This is a genomic window from Leifsonia sp. RAF41 (assembly GCF_052114085.1).
Lineage (GTDB): Bacteria > Actinomycetota > Actinomycetes > Actinomycetales > Microbacteriaceae > Leifsonia.
Genome location: NZ_JBFREB010000001.1, coordinates 1 through 25097, shown reverse-complemented (window position 1 = coordinate 25097; position 25097 = coordinate 1). Strand labels below are relative to the sequence as shown.

The window sequence follows — 25097 nt, the reverse complement described above, 5'->3', positions numbered from 1 at the left end:
GTGTCAGGCCTGGGCCGGAGCGCCGGCTCCCTGCTCTGCCATGTACGCCTCTGGACCCTTCTCGGCGGCCGCTGGAGCCATGTAGAGGTACGAGAGGTTGTTGCCGTCCGGGTCCTCCAGGTCGCGGGAGTACATGAAGCCGTAGTCCTGGGCGGGGCGCGGTTCGATGCCGCCCGCTTCGAGCCCCCTGGCGACGATGGCGTCGACGCCCTCGCGTGAGTCTTCGCTGAGCGCGATCGACGCGCCCGCCTGCGTGCGCGGGTCGATGATCTCCTTGTCGGTGAAGGTCGCGTAGAACTCGCGGGTCTGAACCATGAAGTAGATGGTGTCGCTGAGCACGACGCACGCCGCATTGTCGTCGGTGAAGAGCGGGTTGATGGTGTACCCGAGCGCCTCGTAGAACGCCTTCGAGCGGTCGAGGTCGTTGGTCGTGAAGTTCACGAAGATGTTGGTGGCCATGCTGTCCTCCTGATGTGATCCGGTGGTTCGAATAGCCTCAGCTTGCTCTTTGCAAGTTCACTTGTCAAGAACAAGTAAATGTGATTTTCGGATGTGTGCGATTGCTTCGCGCATCTCGGGCGCGAGCGATAACGCGCCTTCTGCCTCCGCAGCCTCCAGGGCATCCGCCTGGGCGGCATCCGCATCCTGGAACCACGACGCGATCGTGACGCCGTGCCCGGGACGCGACAGCACCCGGATGGAGTCGCCGGCTCTGACATGACCCGACTTCACCACCGACAGGTACGGGCCCGGTCGCCCCTCGAGAGTGAAGCGCTTCACCCACTGCGGTTCGCGCATCCTCCGCTGGAACGTCCCGCACGGCTGCCGAGGGCACGTCACCTCGACGATCAGTTCGTCACCGATCGCCCACCGCTCGCCGATCTCCGCGCCGTTGACATCGATCCCGGCCGTCCGCAGGTTCTCGCCGAACAGCCCCGGGGGGATGTCGCGGCCCAGTTCCTGCGCCCAGAAGTCAGCGTCCTCCTCGGCGTACGCGTACAACGCTTTCGACGCCCCGCCGTGATGCTTCCGATTGGCCTGCACATCGCCGTACAAGCCGAGCGGACGCACCCGTAGACGCTTCTCCACCGGTCGCTTGTCGATAGCCGTGACACCGATGATTCCCGAGTCGTGGAGCAGCTGCTCCACCCGGCACACCGCGAGAATCTCTGCCATCGCACCAGTATCGCAGGGGGCAGTCAGCGGATGCCGCGCATCATCTTGAGCACCCACGGGCTGATGAGGGCGAGCAGGATGCCGATCACGATCGCGATGCCGCCGATGAGCGAGAAGTACACGGCTTCGGTCGAGGGCGAGTAGAGCTTCGCTAGCTGGCCGGCCATCGCCGTTCCGAGCGCCACCGAGAGGAAGTACAGCGCGACCATCTGCGCCTGGAACTTCCGCGGCGCGAGCTTCGTCGTCACCGAGAGGCCCGGAGGCGAGATCAGCAGCTCGGCGACGGTGAACACGAACAGGATGCCGACCATCGCCAGCAGCGGCGTGCTGTTCGCGCCGCCGCCCGTCCAGAACAGGAAGAGGAAGAAGGCGAGGCCCATCAGGATGGTTCCGGCCGCGAACTTGAGCGGGGCCGACGGCTGCTTCGTCCCCCACTTCGTCCAGATCGCGGCGAACACGCCCGACAGCACGATGATGAAGATCGGGTTGATCGACTGCACCCACGACACCGGGAACTCCCACCCGAAGATGTTCCGGTCGAGCCGCTTGTCGGAGTAGATCGTCACCACCGTGAACTGCTGCTGATACAGCGACCAGAACGCCGCGTTGGTGATGAAGAGGGGGATGAACGCCACGATCCGGCTGCGCTCCTCACCGCTCACCAGCCGGGATGTCAGGATGACGACGAAGTACGCGATGGCGGCGGCGATGGTGACGCCGATCACCCACAGCGCGAGGTTGGACGCGTTTATGACCCCCGTGAGGACGAGCGCCAGAATGAGGACGATCCCTGCCGCCCCCACCCCGAACATCAGGGGATAACGCGACCGCGGAAGCGGGTTGGGGATGACGCGCGACTCATCCGGCAGCCGCTTCCGTCCGATCGAGTACTGGATGAGGCCGATCGCCATCCCGACCGCCGCGAGCGCGAAGCCCCAGTGGAAACCGAGTGTCGTCTGCAGCAGACCGGTCAGCAGCGGTCCGAAGAAGGCGCCCAGGTTGATTCCGAGGTAGAACAGCGAGAATCCGGCGTCGCGCCGCGGGTCCTTCTCCGCGTACAGCGTCCCCACGATCCTGGTCGCGTTGGCCTTGAGACCGCCGCTGCCGAGCGCGACGAAGAGCAGACCGACGAGCACCCCGGCCACGCCCGGGATGAGCGCGAGCGAGATGTGCCCGGCCATGATGACGACAGCACTCCAGAACAGCACGCGTTCGGAGCCGAACAAGCGGTCGGCCAGCCACGCGCCCAGGATGGTCGACAGGTACACCGCTCCGCCGTAGGCGCCGACGATCCCGGCCGCGGTCGCCTGATCGATGCCCAGGCCGCCTTGCTCGGCGGAGTAGTACAGGTAGATGAGCAGGATGCCCTGCATGCCGTAGAAGGAGAATCGCTCCCACATCTCCACACCGAAGATGTTGGCCAGTGCCCGCGGCTGACCGAAGAAGCCGTGGCTGGCGTCGTCGTCCCGACGGGCCGGTGCGGTGTCCGTTTCGCTCATGGCGCCCATAGTCCCACCGCGGGAGGCGCAGCGAAACGCTCCGCTTACCGCGATCTTGCGCGAATGCGCAGGATTTGGTCGCTTCTCTCACGCCCACGCAACGATCCACCATAAACTCGGCCCGTGGACAACCTCGATCGCAGCATCCTCGACCTCCTGCGCCAAAACGCGCGGGCCGGCTACGGCGACATCGGCTCCGTCGTGGGCCTCTCGGCATCGGCCGTCAAGCGGCGCGTCGACCGCCTGGTCGCCGACGGGGTCATCCGCGGCTTCACGATCCAGGTGGATCCGGCCATCGACGGCATGAGCACGGAAGCGTACGTCGAGCTGTTCTGCCGGGGCACGGTGTCGCCGGAGGAGCTGCTGCGCATCCTCTCGGCCGTTCCGGAGGTCGTGGACGCCGGGACGGTGACGGGCAGCGCGGATGCGATCGTCCACATCCGCTCACGCGACATCCCCAGCCTCGAGGCCGCCCTGGAGAAGGTGCGACTGGCTCCCAATGTCGACCACACCCGCAGCGCGATCGTGCTCTCCCGCCTCATCAACCGCGGGCACGCCTGACCGTCGCGAAACTTCAAGACACGGCGTGCCTCGGTGGATGAGACTGGCGGCATGACCACGACAGCACGCGCCGACATCCACGTCGACGCCTCACGCGACCGCCTCTGGCAGGCGCTGACCGACCCTGCCACCATCGAGCGCTTCCTCTTCGGCAGCCGGGTGGAGACGGACTGGCAGAAGGACAGCCCGGTCGTCTACCACGGCGAATGGGAGGGCCAGCCGTACGAGGACAAGGGCGTCATCCTCGACGTCGTTGCTGGCGAACGGCTCGTGACCAGCTATTACAGCCCACTGAGCGGCAAGCCGGACGAGCCGGCCAGCTACCAGACGGTGTCGTACCTCCTCGCCGACGACGCAGACGGGACCCTCGTCACCATCACGCAGGACGGCTGCGCCGACGATGCGGAGGCCCAGCGGATGGGCGACAACTGGGGTACGGTCCTGCAGACGCTCAAGTCGGTGGTCGAGGGCGACTGAACGCCCCTGCGAGAACGTTCAGCACACGCGGGCCGTCATGCTGCCCCATCCGAGCGCAGACACGGGCAACAGTGGCACGATGGGCGCATGAAGCTGCTCGTTGTCGAAGACGATCCGGACATGGGGGGCCTCGTGCAGCGGGGTCTCGCGGCCGAGGGTTACGACGTCACCCTCGTCACCAACGGCGTCGACGCGATGATCGCCCTGCGCGACAACGCGTTCTCCGCGGCGGCGATCGACGTCATGCTCCCGGGCATGAGCGGCTTCGAGCTGTGCCGCCACATCCGCGAGGCGTCCAACCCGATGCCCATCCTGCTGCTGACGGCGCGCGACGCCATCGAGGACCGCGTCCATGGTCTCGACTCAGGCGCCGATGACTACCTGACCAAGCCGTTCGCCTTCGCCGAGCTCGCCGCCCGCGTGCGAGCGCTGCTGCGCCGGGAACCGACCGGGATGCGTCCCCAGGTCTCCGTCGGCCGGCTCACGATCGACTCGCACGAGCACCAGGCACTGGTCGCCGGTCACGAGATGCCGCTCAGCCGCCGCGAATTCACGCTGTTGCGCCTGTTCGCCACCAATCCGGACAAGACCCTGTCGCGCTCGGACATCCTCGAGGCCGTGTGGGGCACAACCGAGAACATCGGGACGAACGTCATCGACCAGTACGTCTCCTACCTGCGGAAGAAGCTGGATGCGGCCGGCGCGGGCCTCTCGATCGTCACCGAGCGCGGACGCGGCTACCGGCTCGACGCCCGCAACGCCGCCGAAACCAAGCGCTCCGGCGCCGAGAACTCCGCACACGACGCCGCGCCGACCGCGTGAATCGGCTGCGGCGCCTGTCGATCACGGCGCGGATCACGATCGGCAGTCTGGTCGTCGCCGCCCTGTTCGCACTCGTCGCCGTCGTGGTCATCCGTATCGGGGTGTCGTCGATCCTCCACAACGCCACGGTGACCTTACTCACCAATGATGTCGCGGCTCCGGCCGAGGGGCTGCCGACCAAGCCGGGCGGGCCGTTCGACCTCCCGGGCGGAGGCCAGGAGCTCGCCATCGTGTCCGAGGACGGCACCATCCTGGCATCCACCATGCCCGAAGCGCTGGAGGACAGGATCGGCACGCTGATCGACCAGGGCGGGCAGCCGCACGACGTGCAGGCGGGCGAGGAGCACTACCTCGTACTCAGCCGGAGTGTCGCGACGTCCACAGGCATCATGCACGTCGTGGCGGCTCGGAACGACGAGACGACAGCGCTTCTCCTCGACCGGCTGACGGCGGCCCTCCTCGTTGGCGCGGGCGTCCTGATCTTCGCGTTCGGCGGCGCGTCCTGGCTGCTGACGCGCACCGCGCTGCGGCCGGTGAGCAGGATGCGGGAGCAGGCGGACCGCATCGCCGCCTCCACCCCGGACGAGGTGGGACTGCTCCCGGTCGGCCCCGCGCAGGACGAGCTGTCGGAGCTGGCGACCACCCTCAACGACCTCATCCTCCGGCTGCGGGCTTCAGCCGACCGCGAGCGTCAGATGGTGTCGGACGCGAGCCACGAGCTGCGCACCCCACTGGCTGTGCTCCGCGGGCAGCTCGAACTGGCCGAGTTGGATGCGGGCGACCCGGAGGCGCTGCTCCATGACGTCCGCTCCTCTCATTCGACGGCGATCCGCCTTGCCCAGCTGGCGAACAACCTGCTGGAGCTGTCGCGGATCGAAGCCGGACCGTCGAGCGGACGCATCGACTGGCGCACTCTCGTCGACGAGCTGACCGATGCGATCGACCGGGCTCGACTGCTGGTGAGCAGCGACGACGAGTCGTCGGGCATCTCGGTCGACTTCGAGTACGACCCGCGTCGCCGGCCGGCGTCGGGGGCGCGTGTCGCGCTGTCGCCGACGGATTTCGGCCGGATCCTGGACAACCTCCTCGGCAACGCGATCACCGCGATCCGTTCGTCGGATCAGCCGCACGCGGACGCCACGGTGACCGCGTCACTCGTCCTGGCTGAGGATGCGGACGAGGGGCACGTCGTCGTTCTCACGGTGCGGGACTCGGGTCCGGGGATGCCGGAGGAGTTCATCCCGGTGGCGCTCGACCGGTTCACCCGTGCGGATGACTCCCGCACCGGCCAGTCCGGCGGCGGATTGGGGCTGGCCATCGTCGGCGCGTTGGCCGAGGCCGCGGGGGGTCGCGTGGTGCTGGCGAACACGGAGCCGTCCGGGCTGACCGTGACGGTGACGCTGCCGATCCGAAGTGACTGAGGCCGGATCAGCGCTCCGCTCAGTGCCCGGAGTGGTCGGAGTCCACGCCGGCGTCCGGTCCCTCGTCGAGCTCCTCGATCGCGGCGAGGTCGTCGGCGTCCAGCTCGAAGTCGAATACAGCGAGATTCTCGGCCATCCGCTCGGGGTTGCGTGACTTCGGGATGGCGACCAGCCCGTTCTGCACGTGCCAGCGGAGGACGATCTGGCCGGGCGTGCGGCCGTGTTTGTCGGCCAGGCGGCTCAGCACCGGTTCGGCGAGCAGGTCGCCGTTGCCACCGATGGGACTCCACGACTCGGTGACGATGTCGTGCTCGGTGTCGTACGCCCGCTGTTCTTTCCGGGGGATGGCGGGGCTGAGCTGGATCTGGTTGACGACCGGGACGACGCCGGTTTCAGCGATCAGTCGGTCGATGTGGGCTGGCTTGAAGTTGGAGACCCCGATCGCGCGAGCCTTGCCCGCCTCGCGCAGCCGGATGAACGTCTCCCAGGTCGAGACGAACTGGTCGCGCTGCGGCAGCGGCCAGTGGATGAGCAGGAGGTCGACGTACTTGAGGCCGAGGCGCTCCAGGCTGTCGTCCAGGCCGGCCACCGCGCGGTCGTCGCCCTGGTAGGTGCCGTCGAGCTTGGTGGTGACGAACCACTCCTCTCGCGGGACACCGCTCGCGGCGACGCCGCGGCCGACGCCGCGCTCGTTTCCGTACTTCACGGCGGTGTCGACGTGCCGGTAGCCGATCGCTGCTGCGGCCACCACCGCCCGCTCGACCTCGGCATCGTCCAGAGGCCAGGTGCCCAGGCCGATCTGCGGGATGCTGCCGCCACCGCCGAGGGGAAGGGAGGGGATCGAGGTCGTCATGCTGTCACCCTACGCGTGGTCAGATGACGCCGTCGGACAGAGTCGTCGGGTTACCGAAGCGGTGGTTGGTGATCGAGATCGCCTGCTCGCGCAGGAAGGTGAGCACCTCGACCCGGCCCGACGGGGTCACCGGTCCGGTGAAGACGGCGACGTCCGGCGCTCCCCCGAGGGCGGCGGCAAGCGCCGCCGGGTCACCACCGATCAGTCGGATCCGGTGCGCGGTGATGCGCCGCGCATGCACGCGCGAGAGCCAGTGGGCGTCTGATTCGACGACCACCTCGATCTCGCGCTCGCGGAGCAGGGCGAGCGTCCCCTTCGGCAGCGGGACCGGTGCGCTGACCGTGAACACCGACCGCGCGACCGTCCCTGCCGCCATGACGCGCAGCAGCTCGGGGAGGGAGCTTCCTTCGGAGAGGCGGATCGCAACGGGGACGGGACGGTAGCGGAACAGGTTGCGTTCCACGCCGAGCGCGGAGACGTCCTTCACCCGGTGGTACTCGTTGGCCACGGCGATCGCGTCGCTGAGGGCGGAGCGGCGGACGAGGTCGAAAGAGGGGTAGTCCATGAATGCCTGACCCGACTCGATGAGGTCGGACACCCGCGGCTCCAGCCCGCGCAGGTGGAGGCTGGAGCTCGAGTGCCCTGCCTCGGGCACCCAGGTTCCCAGACCCAGGAGGTAGTTCGGGCCACCTGCCTTGAAACCGGCGCCGACCGAGGACCGCTTCCAACCCCCAAAAGGCTGCCGTCGCACGATCGCGCCGGTGATCCCGCGATTCACGTAGAGGTTGCCTGCTTCGACGGTTTCGAGCCAGTGCGCCAGCTCTTCGGAGTCGAGGGAATGGAGGCCGGCAGTGAGCCCGTACTCGACGGCGTTCTGCAAGCCGATGGCCTCGTCGAGGTTGCGCGCGGTCATGACTCCGAGCACGGGACCGAAGAACTCGGTGAGGTGGAAGTAGGAACCCGGCTGCACACCCGTGCGGATTCCCGGCGACCAGAGCCGGCCCGATCTGTCGAGCGGTTTCGGTTCGACCAGCCACTCCTCCTCTGCTCCGAGGGTGGTGAGGGCATGGTGCAGCTTTCCCGATGCCGGCTCGATCAGCGGCCCCATCTGAGTCGTCGGGTCTTCCGGATAGCCGACCTTCATGCTGGTCGTCGCGTCGATCAGCTGATTGCGGAAGCGTTCGGATTTCGCCACCGAGCCGACCAGGATGACCAGGCTCGCCGCGGAGCACTTCTGGCCAGCGTGTCCGAAGGCGCTCTTGACGATGTCGGACACCGCGAGGTCGTAGTCGGCGCTCGGAGTGACGATGATCGCGTTCTTCCCGCTCGTCTCCGCCAGGAGCGGGAGGTCCGGACGCCACGAGCGGAACAGCCGTGCTGTCTCGTACGATCCGGTCAGGATGACCCGGTCGACGCGCGGGTCGGAGATGAGCTGCTGACCGAGTTCGTTCTCGGCGACGTCGAGGAGCGCCAAGAGTTCGCGCGGGATGCCGGCCTCCCAGAGCGCCTCCACCATCACCGCTGCGGCCCGGCGTGCCTGCGGCGCCGGCTTGATGATGACGCCGCTTCCGGCGGCGAGCGCCGCCAGCACCGACCCAGCGGGGATCGCCACCGGGAAGTTCCACGGCGGGGCGACGATGGTCAACGCCGACGGAATGAACCGCGCCCCCTGCACGGCGTCCAGTTCGCGCGCGCGTGTGGCGTAGTAGTGGGCGAAGTCGACGGCCTCGCTGACCTCCGGATCGGCCTCGGCGATGGTCTTGCCCGTCTCCGTCGCCATCACCTCGATCAGCCGGTCGCGGTTGGCTTCGAGAGCATGCCCCGCGCGGTCGAGCACCGTGGCGCGGTCATGGCCGGTACGTCGCCCCCAGTCGGTCCCCGCTTCCGCCACCATCTGCATGATTCGATCGAGCTCCTCGCGTTCCGTGACGACGGCCGCCGCGATGGAGTCCTGGCCGAGCGTCGATGATGCCGCCCGCGAGAGGATGCGCCTCCCCCACGCGCGATTCGCCGCGCGCGAAGGATCGGTGTCGGGAGTGTTGCGGAATCCGTCCACCCCGCTGGCCCCGCTACCGTCGGTGGGAGCCGGCTCTGCCTCGGGCGACGTGAGCTCGACCCCGCTCGATCCACGGGTGAGCCCCAGCACGACGCTCGTCAGCCCCTGCTCCTCCGGCGCCGCGACCTCCGGCGCGGGAGGCCGGGTGAACGAGGGAGCCGATGCCTCCTGCCATTCGTGCGTGCGGTCCTGTCGCCGGTTGGGAACGGGAGCCGCGCCCCGAGGGCCGGTATCCGCTTCCAGTTCGGCCACGGATGCGAGGAAGCGTCGCCTCTCGCGGTCGAACAGTTCCGGGTCGGAGTCGAGCTCGAACACGGCCGACATGAAATTCTCGGGGCTCGCGTTCTCCTCCAGCCTGCGGATCAGGTACGAGATCGCGACATCGAATTCGCGCGGGTCGACGACCGGCGTGTAGAGCACGAGCCGGCCGACGGTGCGGGTGACGACCTCTGCTTGCTCCGTCGCCATCCCGAGCAGCATCTCGAAATCGATGCGGTCGCTCACGCCCCGCTGCGTGGCGAGCAGCCACGCATACGCGACGTCGAACAGGTTGTGGCCGGCGACGCCGATCTTGACCGCGTCCGCGTGTTCTGGCGTGAGCGCCCAGTCGAGGACGCGCTTGTAGTTCGCGTCCGTCGACTGCTTGCTGCCGTATGTAGCGAGCGGCCAGTCGTGGATCGTCGCGTCGACACGCTCCATCGCCAGGTTGGCGCCCTTCACGACGCGCACTTTGACGGGCGCCCCGCCCTGGCTCCGCCGCTGGGTCGCCCACTCCGTCAGAGTCTGCAGCGCGTCGAGCGCGTCCGGCAGATAGGCCTGCAGGACGATGCCCGCCTCGAGCCGGAGGAACTGCGGCTTGCTCAGAAGGGTGGTGAACACCGCCATCGTCAGGTCGAGGTCGCGGTACTCCTCCATGTCGAGGTTGATGAATTTCGGCGTCGGTGACGCGGCGGCCAGCTCGTAAAGCGGGGCGAGTCGTTCGACCACCCGTTCGACCGTCTCGTCGAAGGCCCACATCGACAGCTGGGACGCGATGGACGACACCTTGATCGACACGTAGTCGACATCGTCGCGCGCCAACAGGGTCCGCGTGCCCTCGAACCTCCGCTGGGCCTCCTTCTCGCCCAGAACCGCCTCCCCCAGGAGGTTGAGGTTCAACCGGGGAGCAGGACCCGCATCACCCTCGGACGACCGCAACTTCTCGATGGCCGGCCCGAGCCGCTCGGGCGTCGCATCCACGACCAGATGGCCGACCATTCGTCGCAGCACCCCCCGGGCGATCGGAACCACCACCCAGGGCAGCACCGGACCGAACACACCGCCGAGCCAGATCGCCAGCCGCTGGTACCAGGGCAGGAAGCGCGGGATGCGCCGGGCCACCCGCTGCAGGTTGTACCCGGCGACGAACAGGTCTTGCGGCCGCGCCACCCCGTCGACGAACCCGACCGCGAAGTCGAGCCCGTCAGCGTCGCTGAGCACGCCGGCCAGCCGTTCTGCGGCGGGATCCCGGCGGGCTGTCGTGCCGTCATCGCGCCGTGCGCTCTCGGCGAGCCAGCGCTGCACCAGCTCGACCGCCTCGTGAGCGATCGTCGCCGGACGCGCCGGGATGCCATCTGTTCCATCGACCATGCTGACGACACTATTACCCGGCGCTGGGCGGCCCCGGAAGCGACCTGAAGATGTGGATAACTCGTCGCCGGTAGAGTCGATCCATGAACGACCGCTCCACCTCGGCCCCTGCCGCGACGCACGACATCGTCATCGTCGGAGGCGGACACAACGGGCTGACCGCAGCCGCCTACCTTGCCCGCGCCGGCAAGTCCGTCATCCTGCTCGAACGACTGGAGGAGGTCGGAGGGGCCGCGGTCAGCGCCCAGGCGTTCCGAGGCGTCGAGGCACGGCTGTCCCGGTACTCGTACCTCGTCAGCCTGCTGCCGCAGCGGATCATCGAAGACCTCGGCCTCGACATCCGACTGGCGCGCCGTCGCTACTCCTCGTACACGCCCGTGCCCGGCGACGCCGACGGTGCCGGCCTCCTGATCGACAACACCGACGAGGCGGCGACCGCCGCATCCTTCGCCCGCATCGGGGCGGCCGACGACGCTGCAGGCTTCGACTCGGTGTACCGGAGCACCGGCGAGCTGGCACAAGCGCTCTGGCCGACGGTGACCGAACCGCTGCTCACGCGATCCGAGGCGAAAGCGCTCGTCGGCGACGATGAGCTGTGGGATGCGGTCATCGAGCGTCCGATCGGCGACTTCATCGAGTGCCGCGTCCAGAGCGACCTCGTCCGCGGTGTCGTCGCCACGGACGCGCTGATCGGCACCTTCGCCAGCGTGTCCGATACCGACCTCGCCCAGAACCGCTGCTTCCTGTACCACGTGATCGGGCAGGGCACCGGCGAATGGGACGTTCCCGTCGGAGGGATGGGCGCCGTCACCGGCGAGCTCACCCGCGTCGCGCGCGAGGCCGGCGCCCGCATCGTCGCGGGCGCGGAGGTCACCCGGATCGACCCGGACGGAACCGTCGAGTATGTGCGCAACGGCCATGAACGCCGTGTCGAGGGCGAAAAAGTGCTCGTGAATGTGGCGCCCGGCGTTCTGGACGAGCTCCTCGGCGAGTCGCCGCAGCCTCCGCGTGCGAAGGCGGAGGGCGCCCAGGTCAAGGTCAACCTGCTGCTCGAGCGTCTCCCGCGCCTTCGCGATGAGGCCATCGACCCGAAAGCGGCGTTCGGTGGGACCTTCCACATCAACGAGACCTACAGCCAGCTCGAGGAGGCGTACTCGGGCATGACCCGCGGCGTCATGCCCGAACTGCTGCCGTGCGAGATCTACTGCCACACCCTGGCCGATCCGAGCATCCTCGACCCGGAGCTGGCGGAGTCGGGAGCGCAGACCATCACCGTCTTCGGCCTCCACACCCCGGACCGCTGGCTCACAGACGAGAACAACGACGCCACACGGCAGCGACTTCAGGATGCGGTGCTCGCCTCCCTCAACTCGGTTCTGGCCGAACCGGTCGAGAGTCTTCTCCTGACCGATGCCGACGGTCGCCCGTGCATCGAGACCAAGACGACCCGTGACCTCGAGCAGGCGCTGAACATGCCCGGGGGCAACATCTTCCACGGCCCGCTGTCCTGGCCGTTCGCGGAAGACGGCGACGCACTCGACACCCCGGCAGAGCGATGGGGTGTCGCCACACGCCATCCGCGCATCCTGCTGTGCGGTTCCGGAGCGCGGCGCGGCGGCGCGGTCAGCGGGCTCGGAGGTCACAACGCCGCCATGGCCGTGCTCGAAGGCTGAGAGCTCTCGAATCGAACCCCTGCCGATTACGCGGCAGCGTGACTAAGGTGTGGATCACCAGAGGCTGAGCCGACGGAGGTCACCATGATGCCGCAGCCGACAGGACGACTGGTCCGCAAGGACGACGGGGTCTACCTCGTCCTCGACCGGATGTTCAAAGCTCCCATCGAGCAGGTATGGACGTACTTCAGCCGTTCACCCCGGCTGGCCGAATGGCTCGGGGAGTACACGGGATCCGGGACGACCGGCGCTGTGAAACTCCGGCTCACGGCCGACGGCACGGAAGGCGAGTGGGAAGACGTCACCGTGCTGGAGTGCGCGGCGCCGCATCGGCTGCACGCCGATGTACGGGAGTCCGGGCAATCGCACCGGATGTTCGCGCACCTCACCGAAGCGACCGGCCTCACGACCGTCACGGTCGGCCGGAGACTGCGATCGCTGGTCGAAGAGGCCGACGCGGGCCCGCGCTGGGATTACTACCTCGACCGGCTCGTCGCGGCTCACGATCACAAGCCCGAGCCCGATTGGAGCAGCTACGGTCCGGCGATGCGGGACCACTATCGGGACTTGTGCCGCGAGCTCGACCGCGTCCTGCGCTCGGATGCGGCGGCAGCTCGATCCGGAGCCGCGGGCTGACGGAGGTCAGTGCCAGCGATGGTCCTGCACGGTCATCCGCGGGCCGCGACGCTGGAAGCGGAACCCGCTCGCGAAGATCAGGCGCACCACCCGCTGACGTTGACCACGCCACGGCTCCAGCAGTTCGAGCATCCCCTCGTCGTCGACACGGCGACCGATGAGCGCCTCCCCCACCTGATGGGCGAGGTGGTAGTCGCCCACGCTGACCAGGTCGGGATGACCGTGGGAGCGTTGCAGCGTCTCCGCCGCCGTCCACACGCCCACGCCCGGGATCGTCTGCAAGGCCACCTCAGCAGCGCCCAGGGTCGGGGCGCTCTCGACGGCGCGCTCGAGGGACGGCGCGACCGCGAGTACAGCCTGCACTGCTCGCGCCCTCCGTGGGTCGACGCCCGCGCGGTGCCAGTCCCATGAGGGGATGCCGCGCCACTGCTCGACGGTCGGCGTCACCCGCATGCCGTCCGGGGCCGGCCCTGGCGCGACCTCGCCGTACCAGCGGAGGAGTCGCGACCACGAGCGGTACGCCTCTAAGCTCGTGACCCGCTGCTCGATGATTGCGGGGAGGAGCGCTTCCAGCATCCGCCCGGTGCGCGCGAGCCGGAGCCCGGGGTTGCGGTGGAGACTGTCGCGCAACAGCCGGTGGCCGCTGACGTCGAGCTCCGACCAGTCGTCGCCTCGGCCGAGGAGATCCGGAACAGCCGCGATCGCCCACTCTGCGCCGGGGCCCCACGCCGCCGCCGAAACCGCGCCATCGGCCGCTGGGCGCTGGATGCGCAGGGCCGCCGCACCCTCCGGCGTGCGCCACGTGCGCCACATCCCCCGCAGGTCCCACACGGTGGTCGGGTCGTACGGTCCGCGACCGAGCAGTGCCAACGTGCCCGCGAAGTCCAGCGGCCCAGCCGGGCGATAGACCGTCTCGGCGTCGGGCGCCGCGCTCGCCCCGGAGGCGCGGGGAGCGGGAAGGACGGCGGTCATGCACGAATGCTACGTCACACACCTGACGGTGGATGTTCGGCGGAGGGCTACCCGCATGTCGGTGGGCTCCCCTACATTTCCTCCATGGGAATCGAACTCGACTCGACCACTGTCGCGCGCCTGCGCGACCACGTCACCGGAAAGGTCTACCTCCGAGGCGACGAGGGGCTCGCCGCGGAGATCACCTGCTTCAACCCCGCCATCCGCCACGACCCGGACATCGTGGTCGCCGTCGCCTCCGAAGACGACGTCGTGGAAGCGGTCAGCTTCGCCCGATCCGCCGGATTACCCGTTCGGGTGCAGGCGACCGGCCACGGCGCGGAGGCGCCCATCATCGGCGGAATGATCCTCTCGACGAAAGGCCTCGACGGCCTGTCCATCGACCCGGAGACGAGAATGGCCCGCATCGGTGCCGGGGTCCGCTGGGCCCCCGTCATCGTGGCCGCCGCGGAGCACGGCCTCGCGCCGATCACCGGTTCGTCCACGAGTGTGGGCGCAGTGGGGTACACCCTCGGGGGAGGGATCGGCCCGATGGCCCGCACGTACGGTTTCACCTCCGACTGGGTGCGCGGGTTCCGCGTCGTCACAGCGGATGGTCGGATCGTGACGGCCGACGAAGGCACGAACCGCGACCTCTTCTGGGCGCTCCGGGGCGGCAAAGGCGGCCTTGCCGTGGTGACCGAGATGTCGCTCGAGCTGGTCGCTCTGCGCAGCCTGTACGGCGGCAGCGTGTTCTTCGAGGGCGGCGCGATCGAACCGGCACTCCGCGCGTGGATCGACTGGTCGGCCGAACTGCCGGACGAGGCGACCACCTCGGTCGCGATCCTGACGGTTCCGGACATCGACGGGCCGCCCCCGCCGCTGCGCGGACGCACCGTGTTGAGCGTTCGCTTCGCCTACCCCGGCGAGACGGCCGAGGGTGAGCGGCTGTTCGAGCCCATCCGCGCCGCCGCTCCGGTCTACTTGGACTTCGTGGCCGAGATGCCCGCGACCGCGGTCGCCAGCATCAACAACGACCCGGAAGAGGGCGGCCCGACCTGGATCCGCGGCTTCATGCTCGACACCTTCGACCAGGACGCCGGCGATGTCATCCTCGAACTCGGTGGTCCCGGCTCTGGAGCGCCGTTCCTCTCCGTGGAGATCCGCCAGATCGGCGGCGCCACGGCACGCGACACCGCTGACGGCACGGCCGTGGGCGGCCGCGACAGCGGTTACACGCTCACCCTCCTTGCCGCCGACCCGTCGACTTTCGCGGAGGCCGCGCCCGCGCGGGCGGGCGCGATCGCCGACGCGCTGCGCGTTCGGATCTCCGCGATCACGAATGTGAACTTCGCGGGTGACCTCGCCGATCGGGCTGCCTTCGAGCGGGTGTGGCCTCCCGCGATCGAGAAGCGCCTGGAGGTGGCACGCACCCACTGGGATCCCGACCGGGTCTTCGCATTCGGGCCGTCCTAAAGCGGGAAGCGCCGACTCACTCGCTCCAGACGCTCGGCGCCTCGGCGCGCGTGGAGGGCAGCGCGGCGTCGGAGCCCCACTCGATGAGCCACTGGGGGATGGTCACATCCGTCGGCGACGGACCGACCGCCTCCAGCAGCTCGTCGATGGTCACGACACCACCCGTGCGCTTCAGGAACCGCCCCCGGATGAACGCCTGCGTGTAGATCTCGCCATCGACCGTGAATCGCTGCTCGACGTACACCGCTTTCTCGTCGAAGCCGAGAATGCGCGACTCCACGACGAACGGCTGCCACAGCTCCAATGACTTTCGGAACGAGATGGTCTCCGAGGCAACCACCGGGTACCAGCCCCGTCGCTTGAAGATCGCCCACACCCCGTTGCGTTGCAGCAGGTCGAACCGCCCGATGTCAGCGATTGACAGGTACACGCCGTTGTTCACGTGCTTGAGGATGTCGAGGTCGGTCGGCAGGACGCGGAACCGCGTGCGTGCCACATCCCAGTGCCCGAGCCTCGCCCCGAAACGCGAGATGAGCGCGTGAAGCATCGTTCGAAAGATCATGTGCACCCGGTCAGGTTAGTGATCCACTGAGCAATCGGCGCAATCGTTGTGCGACTCCTCCAACGCGTGCCGGATCGGCGTGGATGCCGCTTGTACGTCGGCCACTCGACCTCAGCCGATGCGGAGGCTCGCGATCAGGCCGTCCCGGAGCGACGTAGGTCTCGGGATCGGCTCCGCCGCTGACTTCGACCAGAACGAAATGTGCGTTGACGCCGATGTTGTCCGTGCTGTCCCAGCGCCGCACGCCTTCGCGCCCATGGAACTCCCGCCCCAGTCACTGAGGAAGGCATCTGCCGTGAACGCGCTCACGAACCCGTCCGAGTCGCCTCTGTTGGTCGCCGAAGCCGGAATCAGCGAGACAGGGGGACTTCGAGAAGACTCACGCCGGCAGGGGGCGCGGACAGCGCCTGGTCGAGCTCTCCCTTGGTGCGAGCGACCGCATGGTGCCACCCGTAGGCCTGCGCGAGCGCGGCGAAGTCCACAGTCTGCGGCGTGTACAGGACACGGTCGAAGGCTGACGCCGGCGCCGTCCCTGCGACTTCGAGCCCGTCGAAGATCGTTCCGCCGCCGTCGTTTCCGACGACCACCTGCAGGTGCGGGCGCGGCTCCCCCACACCGAGGAGCAGCGAACCGACGTCGTGGAGCAGAGCCAGATCGCCGAGAAGCACGCGCGTCACACCGCGCGGCAGCTCCGCCTCGTCGGCCGTCCGCTGGCTGGCGAGCGCAATGCCCGTCGCGGTGGCGATGGTCCCGTCGATTCCGGCGAGGCCACGGTTCGCATGAACGGTGATCTTCTTTCCCGGCACGGTGCGGTCGACATCCCGAATCAGACGAGACGCACCGAGGACGAGCCTGTCGTGGGGCCAGGTGTACCGCCAGACTGCCTCCGCCAACAGCGACCGCGTGATGGGGGCGCGAATCGCCGCAAGTTCGGCCGCGGCGAAGGCCAGCGCGTCCGCCGGTTCGAAGGACCGCGCCTTCTCCACATCCGGCGCCACCGAGGAGGGACCGGCGTCAAGCGCCGCCTGCTCGGCGATCCGCCGACTGGCGAATACCCACCGCCCGACCCAGCCGCGCACTTCGGGGGCGCGCACGTCGATCGACGGGTCGGCGAGCACCCCGCCGGCGACGCTCGCTCGGTGGCCCGGGTTGTACGCCTGGGCTCCGGTCGGCGCGACCACGATCACGTCGACGTCGCTCCGGGTGAGCAGCGCCGGCACTTCCCGGCTGAGGGTGGGGTGACCGAAGACGATCGCCCGCTCGACCGCGCCCCCGAAGCTCTCATCGCGGAGCAGTTCACGATACGAGACGACCAGGTTCGGTCCGAAGTGGGCACCGCTCGACACCTCGGCCAGGAGCGGAAAGCCGGCTTCGCGGGCGAACTCTTCGGCGCGCGGGCCGGCGTCGGCGCCCGCGACGACGACGGTCCGCGGACCGCCGCCGATGGCGAGGGTTTCGCGGCCGAGGGCGATCGGCCTCGCGGTGTCGGGCAGCGGACCGGTGGGCGATTCGGGGAGCGGAGGGACCGCGACCGAGAGCGGCTCGCGGAACGCGACATTGAGATGGACGGGCCCCGGGTCTGCCGTGTCCGCTCCGACAGCGGCGCGGACAGCCGCCTCAGCGAGCGCGCTCGCCTGGTCGGCTTCATCGTCAGCGCCGGCGGGGGCCCCGACGTCGACCGACCAGCGGACCGCCGCGGCGTACAGGCCGTCCTGGTGCGTCGTCTGGTTCGACCGGATGCCACGGAGCTCCTCCGGACGGTCGCCGGTCACCACGATGAGAGGGATCCCGGCCTCGTGCGCCTCGAGAACGGCCGGGTGCAGATTGGCGGTCGCGGTGCCGCTCGTTGTGATGACGACCGCGGGAGCACCGGTCTCGCGCGCCAGCCCGAGCGCAAGAAATCCGCCCGAGCGCTCGTCAATGCGCACGTGCACCCGGGCCGACCGCGAACGTTCCAGTTCGGCCGCGACGAGCGCGAGCGCCTGGGACCGCGAGCCCGGGCTGACAACGAGGTCGCTCACGCCATTCCGGACGAAGGCGCTCAGGAGCGCTATCGAAAAGTCTGTCGCCGGGTTACCGGTTCGGAGGTCGTCCGCGGACGCAACTGTGCCCGTCTCGGAGGAGTCGCCCGAGTGCGGGCGCTCACCCATCCCGGCGGCCGGTCTGGTCGTTGTCCGGACCGTTGTCGTCGAGCTCGGACAACTCCTTCTCGAGCTGCCGGATCCGCTCCTCCTGGTCGTGGTCGAGCCGGAGCTTGCCGAGGAATTCGGGATCGTCGTCCGGTGCCGTGATCCGCCGGCCCAGGGCCGCGTTCCGGCGACCCCGGCCGATCAAGAACCAGAGGATTCCACCGATTACGGGGAACAGGATGATGATGAGCAGCCACACGGGCTTCGGGAGGCCACGCACGCGCGACCGGTCGAACAGGGCGCAGTCTGCCACCGAATAGATGTAGAACACCAAGGCTGCGACGCCGAGGGCTATCCAGAGGCGGACCATGGGTCAATCGTAACTCTCAGAGACGGTCTCTAAGCTGGGAGGGTGAAGCGGATTCCCTCCTGGATTACCTATACCGTGCTGCGCCTGCTGGTGTTCGCGGTGCCGCTGGTGGTCCTGCTTCTCGTCGGGGTGGTGTGGTGGCTCGCGGTCATCGCAGCTGCCCTCATCGGCCTGTGCCTCTCATACATCTTCTTGAGCCGGCCACGGAATGCGGTCTCGTCAGATCTCTACGCCGTGCGGCATCGCGACAAGCCTGCGCGCACCGAGGACGACGACGCCGAGGACGCCGCGGTCGACGGCGCGCGGGATCGCGGCGATCAGAACGCGTAGGCCGCGCCGAGCGCGATTCCGACGAGGAGTCCGGTCAGGCTGGTCAGCTGCAGCGCCGTCACCAGTTCCCGCGGCGAGCGCCCGAACAGTGTGATGACGCACGCGGGTAGGGCTGCGAGCAGGGCGAACATCCCGAACCAGGCCAGCGGGTAGAAGACGGCTAGCACCGCGAGGATTCCGAACGGCACCAGGAGCAGCACGCAGAAGACGATGCGGGATGCCACCCGCCCGAGGAGCACGGCGAGCGTGCGCTTCCGGGCCTGCCGGTCGGGCTCGATGTCGCGGATGTTGTTCACCATCAGAACCGCGCACGCGATGAGACCGGCGATGACCGCGCCGTACCAGGACTCCTGGTTGACCGTTCCAGCGAGCATGTACGTGGTGCCGGCCGTCGCGACCAGCCCGAAGAACACGAAGACGAAGAGCTCACCCAAACCGTAGTAACCGTAGGGTCGCTTGCCGCCGGTGTAGAACCAGGCCGCGGCGATCGCGGCCGCCCCGATGAGCAGCACCCACCAGTGCTGCGTCAGGATCACCAGGATGAGTCCCGCTACCGCTGCCAGCGCGAAGAAGGCCAGTGCCACCGTCAGGACGGCGCGCGGGGCGGCCTTGCCTGAGCCGGTGAGTCGCCCGGGGCCGACGCGGTACTGGTCCGTCCCGCGCACGCCGTCCGAGTAGTCGTTGGCGTAGTTGACGGCGATCTGGAGCAGCACCGCCACAGCGAGGCACAACAGCGAACGGATCGGGTGCCAGATGGCGGGCCCTTCCGCGACCTTGGCCGCGCCGACGCCGATGAGGACGGGCGCGACCGCGAGCGGGAGGGTGCGTAGCCGTGCTCCGGCGATCCAGTCCGCCGTCGTGGCCGGCTTTACGGCTGCGGCGGCAGCACCGGGCCGACCGCTTCGGCCTCCGCGCGGACCCCGCGCCATCGGCGGAGCCGTCCGCTGCATCCGTGGCTTGTTCTCACTCATCACAGAGCGAATCGTAACAACATCGGCTATGCCCCCTGCCTTCTGGCCACTTCCGCGACCGCCACACGGTCGGGCTTGCCGCTCGCCAGCCGCGGCAGCTGGTCGACTTCGACGATCCGGGCGGGGGCGGCAGCACGCCCGAGCCGCTCCGCCACCAGCTCTCTAAGCTGCCGCAGTGACGCGGCGGCCCCGCCGTCGGTGACGACAACGGGCACGTGCCCCCACTCCGGATCCTGAACGCCGACGACGACGGCATGGCCGAATCCCGGGACTGCCTGCACGAGTCGTTCGACCGCATCGAGAAGGACCTTCTCTCCGCCGGAGATGATCACGTTGTCCGATCGGCCGTATACGGTCACACGCCCGTCCGTCGAGACCTCCCCCAGGTCACCGGTGCGGTACCAGCGCACGCCATCATCGTCTCTGAAGGCGGCCGCGGTCCGTTCCGGGTCGCCCAGATAGCCCTCTGCGAGCACGGACCCTGAGATCTCGAGCTGCCCCGCCGATTCGCGCACGACGGTCGTCCCGATCGGCACTCCGTCATACACGCAGCCGCCGGCTGTCTCACTGGATCCGTACGTGCTGACGATCCGCGCCCCGAGTTGCTCGGCGCGCCCCCGGAGCTCGGGGTTGAGTGCCTGACCACCGACGAGGATGCCGTCAAAGCGGCGCAACACGGCCGCGACGGACCGGGAACCGTTCTCGGCGGCCTCGACGAGGCGCGCAAGCTGAACCGGAACCAGCGACGTATAGCGCAGATCGTCGCTCAGAGCGCCTGCACTCGCGGCGAATCGCTCCGCGTCGAAGTGGCCGCTCCCATAGAAAACAGGTTCCGTCCCGGCGGCTAGCGAGCGCACGAGCACCTGCGCTCCCGCGACATAGTGGGCAGGAAGCGCGAGCAACCACTGCCCTTGTCCTCCCAGCGCTCCCGCGGACGCGGCGGCGCTCGCCAGGAGTGCATCGGCGGAGAGCGCGACGCGCTTGGGCACACCTGTCGAACCGGATGTCTCGATGACCAGGGCGACGTTCTGCGGAACGCTCTCCGCTGTTCCCGGCCAGGGCTCATCCGTCCGCCCGCTGGGGGTTGCCCGGGGCACAACGGCCCCGCCCGTTCCCGTCAATGCCTCGCGCAGGGCAGCGAAGACCGCCTCGGGCCTCTCGGCGCCCACCACCCGCAACGCGCGAGTCATGCTCCGCTCCTCAGTACTGCCACGGGAACGGCGACCAGTCCGGTTCGCGCTTCTGCAGGAAGGCGTCGCGCCCCTCCACTGCCTCGTCCGTGCCGTAGGCCAGGCGCGTCGCCTCCCCCGCGAACACTTGCTGGCCGACGAGCCCGTCGTCGACCGCATTGAAGGCGAATTTCAGCATCCGGATCGCCGTCGGTGACTTGGTCAGGATCTCGTTCGCCCACTCGAGCGCGACGGTCTCCAGCTGGGCGTGCGGCACCACCGCGTTGATCGCCCCCATCTCGTACGCCCGCTGCGCTGAGTACTCGCGCGCCAGGAAGAACACCTCCCGGCCGACCTTCTGCCCGACCTGACGAGCGAAGTACGCCGATCCGTAACCCGCATCGAATGAGCCGACATCCGCATCCGTCTGCTTGAATCGGCCATGCTCCTCGCTCGCGATGGTCAGATCGCAGACGACGTGCAGGGAGTGTCCTCCGCCCGCCGCCCATCCCGGAACCACGGCGATGACCACTTTCGGCATGAAACGGATCAGCCGCTGCACTTCGAGGATGTGCAGCCGGCCCCCGCGCGCAGCGTCGATGCCCGTTGCCGTCTCGCCGTCCGCGTACTTGTAACCGTCACGGCCGCGGATGCGCTGGTCACCTCCGGAGCAGAAGGCCCACCCGCCGTCCTTCGGGCTCGGCCCATTGCCGGTCAGCAGCACGACGCCGATCCGCGGGTTCGTGCGCGCGTGTTCCAAAGCCGCATACAGCTCGTCGACCGTATGCGGGCGGAAGGCGTTTCGCACCTCCGGCCGATGGAAGGCCACCCGCGCGATGCGCCCGCTGACGTCGTGGTGATACGTGATGTCGGTCAGCGCATCGAAGCCGGGAACCTCACGCCACGCGTGGGGGTCGAAGAGATCTGAGACGTCCGCTTGCATGAGTCCAGCCTACGGTTCGCGGTTCCGCCGGGGCCTGGACGTGCAAGACTGTGGAAATGGTGCCGGAACTCGCCGATCTGTTAGCAACTGCGCGGGTCGTGTCCCTTCCCATGACGACGCGGTTCCGCGGCATCACGATCCGCGAAGCGGTCCTGTTCGAAGGCCCGGAAGGCTGGACGGAGTTCTCCCCCTTCGTCGAATACGACGATGCCGAAGCAGCATCCTGGCTGCGCGCCGCCATCGATTTCGGCTGGCGCACCACTCCGACCTCTCATCGCGACCGCATCCCCGTCAACGCCACGATGCCGGCCGTCCCCGCTCGCGACGTGGACGCGGTCCTGGCGCGGTATCCCGGCGCGCGGACCGCGAAGGTCAAGGTGGCCGAGCCAGGCCAGACCCTCGCGGACGATGTCGCCCGCGTCAGGGCAGTGCGCGAAGCGCTCGGGCCCGAGGGGCGCGTGCGTGTCGACGCCAATGCGCTGTGGAACGTAGATGAGGCCGAGCACGCCATCCACGCGCTCGCACCTTTCGACCTCGAGTACGTCGAACAGCCGTGTGCCACCGTGGATGAGTTGGTCGAGTTGCGGCGCCGCATCCACTACATGGGCATCCCCATCGCCGCGGACGAGAGCGTTCGCAAGGCATCCGACCCCCTGGCCGTCGCAAAAGCCGGGGCCGCCGATCTGCTCGTGGTGAAGGCGCAACCGCTGGGCGGTGTGCACGCCGCCCAGCGGATCGTGGCCGAATCGGGTCTTCCGGCGGTCGTCTCGAGCGCCATCGACACCTCGGTCGGAATCGCGATGGGAGCGTACCTGGCTGCGGCTCTCCCTGAGCTGGAGTTCGACTGCGGGCTCGGAACGGCGGCCATGTTCGTGAACGATGTGACCGAGGAGCCCCTCCGACCCGAGAACGGCAGCATCCCGGTCGTTCGTCCGACCGTGTCGACGAACCGAGTGGACGCGCTCCGGGCCGACGCCGATCGCACCGAGTGGTGGCTCGATCGGGTCAGGCGGTGCCATCGCATCGTCGAGCACTCCGTCGCGCTCTGACGCCGGCTCCGTGCTGTCTCAGCTGTAGAGACGTTCGGGCACTTCGAGCCCGTAGATCGCGCGTCCCGAGTTCCAGATGGCGGCGCATGCGGCGCGCAGCAGGTCGACCGGGTCAGCTCCCTCGGCCACGATCCGCACGTCGTTCCCCTCGATCGCCACGGTCGCTTCCCGGACGCTGACGGCGCCGTTTCGTGCCGTGCGCACCTCCGGGTAGGGCTCGTCGAGGCCTCGAAGGTCGCGAAGGATGTACGTGGGCCGCGAGTCCGCGCCCGCCGCGAGCAGTTGCTTGCCGCGGTCGATACCGGTGAGCACCAGCACGGAGTCGATGCCGGCGCGGTTCGCACCGAGGATGTCGGTGTCCAGCCGATCGCCGATGAAGAGAGGCTTCTGCGCGCCGAAACGTGCCACCGCCTCGTCGAAGATCGCCCTCTCGGGCTTGCCCGCTACGAGCGGAAGTCGGCGCACCGCGGTGTGCACGGCCGACACCAGCGTGCCGTTGCCTGGTGCGATACCGCGGGCCACCGGGATGGTCCAGTCCGTATTCGTCGCGATCCAGGGACGTTCACTGTCGGTACGACCCTGCAGCGCGAACGATGCCTCGGCCAGATCCGCCCAGCCGATCTCCGGAGAGAAGCCCTGGATCACGGCCGCCGGGCCATCGTCGGCCGAGCGCGTTACCGCGAACCCTGCCTTCTGAACCTCATCTACAAGGCCCTCACCGCCGACCACCAGGATGTTCGCGCCGGCCGGAACGTGCTGGGCCAGCAGGCGGACCGCTGCCTGGGGCGACGTCACGACATCCGACGGCTGCACGTGCAGACCGAGATCGTTCAGGTGCTCGGCGACGGTCGCGTCCGTCCGGGACGCATTGTTCGTGATGTAACCGACCCGTGTGGTTTCAGCCACGGCGTTCAAGCTGTCGACCGCGTGAGGGATCGCGTCCGGGCCCTTGTAGACGACGCCGTCGAGATCGGCGAGCACGAGATCGACGCCGTCGAGGGGCGCCGGTTCGTTACTGCTCCGTCGAAACAGCGCCATCGTCCGGCTTGTCCTCTCCGTCGTGGGGCTCGGGGTCGCTCTCGGTCTCCGGCTCGAGCTCCGCTTCGGGCTCGGTCTCCGGCGCTTCCGGCTCGAGCTCCGCTTCCTGCTCGAGCTCGGCTTCCGGCTCGTGATCGCTCTGGGCGGGAAGGTCCTCTTCGATGATGTCCATCGTCTCGAGTTCGTCGTCGGCGAGGTCCTGGTCGAATGCCGCCTCAGCTCGCGCCGCACGGTCACGCCACTGCGTCGCCTGGTCGTCGCGTCCGAGCTCCTCGAGGACCTCGGCATAGGCATGGAAGAGGTCCGCGCTGTAGCTGAACGCCCGGTCCGGATCCAACTGCGGGATCTCCAGCTCGGCGAGCGCCGCCTCGGGCTGATTCAGGTCGAGTCGCGCCCCTGACATGGCGATGGCCAGGGACACCTGGACGTCGACGGGCAGCGATCCTCGGTCGACGGAACGGCCGAGTTCGAGTGCCCGATCGGGCCGCCCGACGCCGCGTTCGCTGTCCACCATGAGGGGAAGCTGGTCGTTGGAGCCCGAGATCCGCCGGTACGTGCGCAACTCCCGCAGAGCCAGCGCGAAGTCGCCGATCGCGTAGGCGGTGATCGCAAGCGTTTCGCGAACCACGGCAACACGACCGGCGCGACGTGACGCCGACACAGCATGCTGGTGCGCGAGCTCCGGGTCCGACTCGATCAGTCGACCGGCCATGACGAGGTGCTTCGCCACCCAATCAGCGTTGTCTTTGCTCAGCGTCTTCAGCTCGACGCGCGCCTCGCCGGGCAGATCTCGTGCCTGGATCTCGTCCGGGATGATGGGGTCGTCGTGCCGCGGACGGATGGACTGCAGTTCGCGGGACCTCTCCGCGTCTTCGTCGTACCGGCGACCCTCGTCGCGGGCATCCCGGTCGCCGCGGGCGGGCCGCCCTTCCCGGGTCCAGAGCTTGTCGTCATGCCCGGGACGTTGCGCACCATTCCTGCGTGGGCCGTCGGCCTGGCCGCGCGACTCGGCGCCACGGTATCCGCCCTGCGAGCGCTCGCCCGGGCGTCCGTCGCGCGAATTCTGGCGGTCGCCGCCACGGTATCCGCCCTGCTGGCGGTCGCCCGTGCGACCGTCGCGTGAGTCGTTGCGGTCGCCGCCGCGGTATCCGCCCTGCGACCGACCTGTCGAGTAACCCGAACCCGCATTGTTGCGTTCTCCGCCGCGGTAGCCACCCTGGGATCGCTCGCCGGAACTCCGACCGCGGGATCCGTCACGATCCCCGCCTCGGTAGCCGCCCGTCGAGCGGTCCCCCGGACGCCCGTC

23 protein-coding genes are annotated in these 25097 nt (G+C 68.8%); 9 read left to right on the top strand and 14 right to left on the bottom strand.

The window, feature by feature from the left end; all coding sequences use genetic code 11:
• Positions 1-3: 3 nt before the first annotated feature.
• From AB4Y74_RS00115 to AB4Y74_RS00105, 3 genes are read right to left on the bottom strand one after another with little or no spacing between them, the layout of a single operon-like run.
• On the bottom strand, positions 4-459 hold the full coding sequence (locus AB4Y74_RS00115) for a VOC family protein (RefSeq protein ID WP_441797084.1): 456 nt from the start codon (positions 457-459) through the stop codon (positions 4-6).
• A 57-nt stretch (positions 460-516) separates the two neighbouring features.
• On the bottom strand, positions 517-1176 hold the full coding sequence (locus AB4Y74_RS00110; protein ID WP_441797083.1) for an MOSC domain-containing protein: 660 nt from the start codon (positions 1174-1176) through the stop codon (positions 517-519).
• A gap of 23 nt (positions 1177-1199) precedes the next feature.
• Complete coding sequence (locus AB4Y74_RS00105) at positions 1200-2684, bottom strand: peptide MFS transporter (protein WP_441797082.1); 1485 nt, start codon at positions 2682-2684, stop codon at positions 1200-1202.
• 114 nt (positions 2685-2798) lie between these two features.
• Between AB4Y74_RS00105 and AB4Y74_RS00100 the strand changes: the two genes are divergently transcribed.
• The 4 genes from AB4Y74_RS00100 to AB4Y74_RS00085 all read left to right on the top strand — a co-directional run bounded on the left by AB4Y74_RS00100 (position 2799) and on the right by AB4Y74_RS00085 (position 5956).
• Positions 2799-3236 carry an Lrp/AsnC family transcriptional regulator gene (locus AB4Y74_RS00100; RefSeq protein WP_089915549.1) on the top strand — a complete coding sequence of 146 codons (438 nt, stop codon included), beginning with the start codon at positions 2799-2801 and terminating at the stop codon, positions 3234-3236.
• A 51-nt stretch (positions 3237-3287) separates the two neighbouring features.
• Positions 3288-3713, top strand: coding sequence for an SRPBCC family protein (locus AB4Y74_RS00095; protein WP_441797081.1), 426 nt, complete (start codon positions 3288-3290; stop codon positions 3711-3713).
• 87 nt (positions 3714-3800) lie between these two features.
• A complete protein-coding gene (locus AB4Y74_RS00090) occupies positions 3801-4535 on the top strand; it encodes a response regulator transcription factor (protein ID WP_441797080.1) in 735 nt (244 codons plus the stop codon).
• Entirely contained in the window at positions 4532-5956 is a 1425-nt protein-coding gene (locus AB4Y74_RS00085; protein WP_441797079.1) for a sensor histidine kinase, read from the top strand. The genes AB4Y74_RS00090 and AB4Y74_RS00085 overlap by 4 nt, the downstream gene beginning before the upstream one ends.
• A 19-nt stretch (positions 5957-5975) precedes the next feature.
• Here the strand turns inward: AB4Y74_RS00085 and AB4Y74_RS00080 are convergent, their stop codons facing one another.
• Together AB4Y74_RS00080 and AB4Y74_RS00075 are read right to left on the bottom strand one after the other, a co-directional pair.
• Positions 5976-6809, bottom strand: a complete 834-nt coding sequence (locus AB4Y74_RS00080) for an aldo/keto reductase (RefSeq protein WP_441797078.1) — start codon at positions 6807-6809, stop codon at positions 5976-5978.
• A 19-nt stretch (positions 6810-6828) separates the two neighbouring features.
• Positions 6829-10494 (bottom strand): proline dehydrogenase family protein, encoded by a 3666-nt coding sequence (locus tag AB4Y74_RS00075; RefSeq protein ID WP_441797077.1) that lies wholly within the window; start codon positions 10492-10494, stop codon positions 6829-6831.
• A gap of 83 nt (positions 10495-10577) precedes the next feature.
• Between AB4Y74_RS00075 and AB4Y74_RS00070 the strand changes: the two genes are divergently transcribed.
• Together AB4Y74_RS00070 and AB4Y74_RS00065 are read left to right on the top strand one after the other, a co-directional pair.
• On the top strand, positions 10578-12167 hold the full coding sequence (locus tag AB4Y74_RS00070) for a phytoene desaturase family protein (RefSeq protein ID WP_441797076.1): 1590 nt from the start codon (positions 10578-10580) through the stop codon (positions 12165-12167).
• Positions 12168-12251: 84 nt separating this feature from the next.
• On the top strand, positions 12252-12803 hold the full coding sequence (locus AB4Y74_RS00065) for an SRPBCC domain-containing protein (RefSeq protein ID WP_441797075.1): 552 nt from the start codon (positions 12252-12254) through the stop codon (positions 12801-12803).
• A gap of 6 nt (positions 12804-12809) precedes the next feature.
• Here AB4Y74_RS00065 and AB4Y74_RS00060 read toward each other — a convergent pair whose 3' ends face one another.
• A complete protein-coding gene (locus AB4Y74_RS00060) occupies positions 12810-13775 on the bottom strand; it encodes a DNA-3-methyladenine glycosylase family protein (protein WP_441797074.1) in 966 nt (321 codons plus the stop codon).
• A gap of 84 nt (positions 13776-13859) precedes the next feature.
• Between AB4Y74_RS00060 and AB4Y74_RS00055 the strand changes: the two genes are divergently transcribed.
• Entirely contained in the window at positions 13860-15230 is a 1371-nt protein-coding gene (locus tag AB4Y74_RS00055; RefSeq protein ID WP_441797073.1) for an FAD-binding oxidoreductase, read from the top strand.
• Positions 15231-15246: 16 nt separating this feature from the next.
• On the opposite strand, the gene AB4Y74_RS00050 is transcribed toward AB4Y74_RS00055, so the two are convergent.
• The 3 genes from AB4Y74_RS00050 to AB4Y74_RS00040 form a co-directional block, all read right to left on the bottom strand.
• The gene (locus AB4Y74_RS00050; protein ID WP_441797072.1) at positions 15247-15777 is read right to left on the bottom strand and encodes an acyl-CoA thioesterase; all 531 of its coding nucleotides are present in this window, start codon (positions 15775-15777) and stop codon (positions 15247-15249) included.
• A 365-nt stretch (positions 15778-16142) separates the two neighbouring features.
• A complete protein-coding gene (gene menD / locus AB4Y74_RS00045; RefSeq protein ID WP_441797071.1) occupies positions 16143-17942 on the bottom strand; it encodes a 2-succinyl-5-enolpyruvyl-6-hydroxy-3-cyclohexene-1-carboxylic-acid synthase in 1800 nt (599 codons plus the stop codon).
• Complete coding sequence (locus AB4Y74_RS00040) at positions 17935-18291, bottom strand: PLD nuclease N-terminal domain-containing protein (protein WP_441797070.1); 357 nt, start codon at positions 18289-18291, stop codon at positions 17935-17937. Before AB4Y74_RS00040 ends, menD begins: the two co-directional genes overlap by 8 nt.
• 42 nt (positions 18292-18333) lie before the next feature.
• Between AB4Y74_RS00040 and AB4Y74_RS00035 the strand changes: the two genes are divergently transcribed.
• Positions 18334-18621, top strand: coding sequence for a DUF4229 domain-containing protein (locus AB4Y74_RS00035; RefSeq protein WP_441797069.1), 288 nt, complete (start codon positions 18334-18336; stop codon positions 18619-18621).
• Here the strand turns inward: AB4Y74_RS00035 and AB4Y74_RS00030 are convergent.
• Genes AB4Y74_RS00030 through AB4Y74_RS00020 form a run of 3 tightly spaced genes read right to left on the bottom strand, consistent with a single transcriptional unit; the run spans position 18609 to position 21704 of the window.
• On the bottom strand, positions 18609-19592 hold the full coding sequence (locus AB4Y74_RS00030; protein ID WP_441797068.1) for a 1,4-dihydroxy-2-naphthoate polyprenyltransferase: 984 nt from the start codon (positions 19590-19592) through the stop codon (positions 18609-18611). The two genes, AB4Y74_RS00035 and AB4Y74_RS00030, sit on opposite strands and share 13 nt — an antisense overlap.
• 26 nt (positions 19593-19618) lie before the next feature.
• Complete coding sequence (locus tag AB4Y74_RS00025; protein ID WP_441797067.1) at positions 19619-20782, bottom strand: AMP-binding protein; 1164 nt, start codon at positions 20780-20782, stop codon at positions 19619-19621.
• Between the two features lie 10 nt (positions 20783-20792).
• Positions 20793-21704, bottom strand: coding sequence for a 1,4-dihydroxy-2-naphthoyl-CoA synthase (locus AB4Y74_RS00020; protein WP_441797066.1), 912 nt, complete (start codon positions 21702-21704; stop codon positions 20793-20795).
• A 56-nt stretch (positions 21705-21760) separates the two neighbouring features.
• Between AB4Y74_RS00020 and AB4Y74_RS00015 the strand changes: the two genes are divergently transcribed.
• Positions 21761-22753 (top strand): o-succinylbenzoate synthase, encoded by a 993-nt coding sequence (locus AB4Y74_RS00015; protein ID WP_441797065.1) that lies wholly within the window; start codon positions 21761-21763, stop codon positions 22751-22753.
• A gap of 18 nt (positions 22754-22771) precedes the next feature.
• Here AB4Y74_RS00015 and AB4Y74_RS00010 read toward each other — a convergent pair whose 3' ends face one another.
• A complete protein-coding gene (locus tag AB4Y74_RS00010) occupies positions 22772-23791 on the bottom strand; it encodes an HAD-IIA family hydrolase (protein ID WP_441797064.1) in 1020 nt (339 codons plus the stop codon).
• A partial coding sequence (locus tag AB4Y74_RS00005) for a hypothetical protein (protein WP_441797063.1) occupies positions 23766-25097 on the bottom strand: 1332 nt, incomplete at its 5' end. The genes AB4Y74_RS00005 and AB4Y74_RS00010, both read right to left, overlap by 26 nt.

Bases quoted from the DNA above. Each gene is read 5' to 3' on its own strand.
- AB4Y74_RS00115 (WP_441797084.1), bottom strand. From the start codon at position 459: ATGGCCACCAACATCTTCGTGAACTTCACGACCAACGACCTCGACCGC.
- AB4Y74_RS00110 (WP_441797083.1), bottom strand. From the start codon at position 1,176: ATGGCAGAGATTCTCGCGGTGTGCCGGGTGGAGCAGCTGCTCCACGAC.
- AB4Y74_RS00105 (WP_441797082.1), bottom strand. From the start codon at position 2,684: ATGGGCGCCATGAGCGAAACGGACACCGCACCGGCCCGTCGGGACGAC.
- AB4Y74_RS00095 (WP_441797081.1), top strand. From the start codon at position 3,288: ATGACCACGACAGCACGCGCCGACATCCACGTCGACGCCTCACGCGAC.
- AB4Y74_RS00090 (WP_441797080.1), top strand. From the start codon at position 3,801: ATGAAGCTGCTCGTTGTCGAAGACGATCCGGACATGGGGGGCCTCGTG.
- AB4Y74_RS00080 (WP_441797078.1), bottom strand. From the start codon at position 6,809: ATGACGACCTCGATCCCCTCCCTTCCCCTCGGCGGTGGCGGCAGCATC.
- AB4Y74_RS00075 (WP_441797077.1), bottom strand. From the start codon at position 10,494: ATGGTCGATGGAACAGATGGCATCCCGGCGCGTCCGGCGACGATCGCT.
- AB4Y74_RS00070 (WP_441797076.1), top strand. From the start codon at position 10,578: ATGAACGACCGCTCCACCTCGGCCCCTGCCGCGACGCACGACATCGTC.
- AB4Y74_RS00065 (WP_441797075.1), top strand. From the start codon at position 12,252: ATGATGCCGCAGCCGACAGGACGACTGGTCCGCAAGGACGACGGGGTC.
- AB4Y74_RS00060 (WP_441797074.1), bottom strand. From the start codon at position 13,775: ATGACCGCCGTCCTTCCCGCTCCCCGCGCCTCCGGGGCGAGCGCGGCG.
- AB4Y74_RS00055 (WP_441797073.1), top strand. From the start codon at position 13,860: ATGGGAATCGAACTCGACTCGACCACTGTCGCGCGCCTGCGCGACCAC.
- AB4Y74_RS00050 (WP_441797072.1), bottom strand. From the start codon at position 15,777: ATGCTTCACGCGCTCATCTCGCGTTTCGGGGCGAGGCTCGGGCACTGG.
- menD (WP_441797071.1), bottom strand. From the start codon at position 17,942: ATGGGTGAGCGCCCGCACTCGGGCGACTCCTCCGAGACGGGCACAGTT.
- AB4Y74_RS00040 (WP_441797070.1), bottom strand. From the start codon at position 18,291: ATGGTCCGCCTCTGGATAGCCCTCGGCGTCGCAGCCTTGGTGTTCTAC.
- AB4Y74_RS00030 (WP_441797068.1), bottom strand. From the start codon at position 19,592: ATGAGTGAGAACAAGCCACGGATGCAGCGGACGGCTCCGCCGATGGCG.
- AB4Y74_RS00025 (WP_441797067.1), bottom strand. From the start codon at position 20,782: ATGACTCGCGCGTTGCGGGTGGTGGGCGCCGAGAGGCCCGAGGCGGTC.
- AB4Y74_RS00020 (WP_441797066.1), bottom strand. From the start codon at position 21,704: ATGCAAGCGGACGTCTCAGATCTCTTCGACCCCCACGCGTGGCGTGAG.
- AB4Y74_RS00015 (WP_441797065.1), top strand. From the start codon at position 21,761: ATGGTGCCGGAACTCGCCGATCTGTTAGCAACTGCGCGGGTCGTGTCC.
- AB4Y74_RS00010 (WP_441797064.1), bottom strand. From the start codon at position 23,791: ATGGCGCTGTTTCGACGGAGCAGTAACGAACCGGCGCCCCTCGACGGC.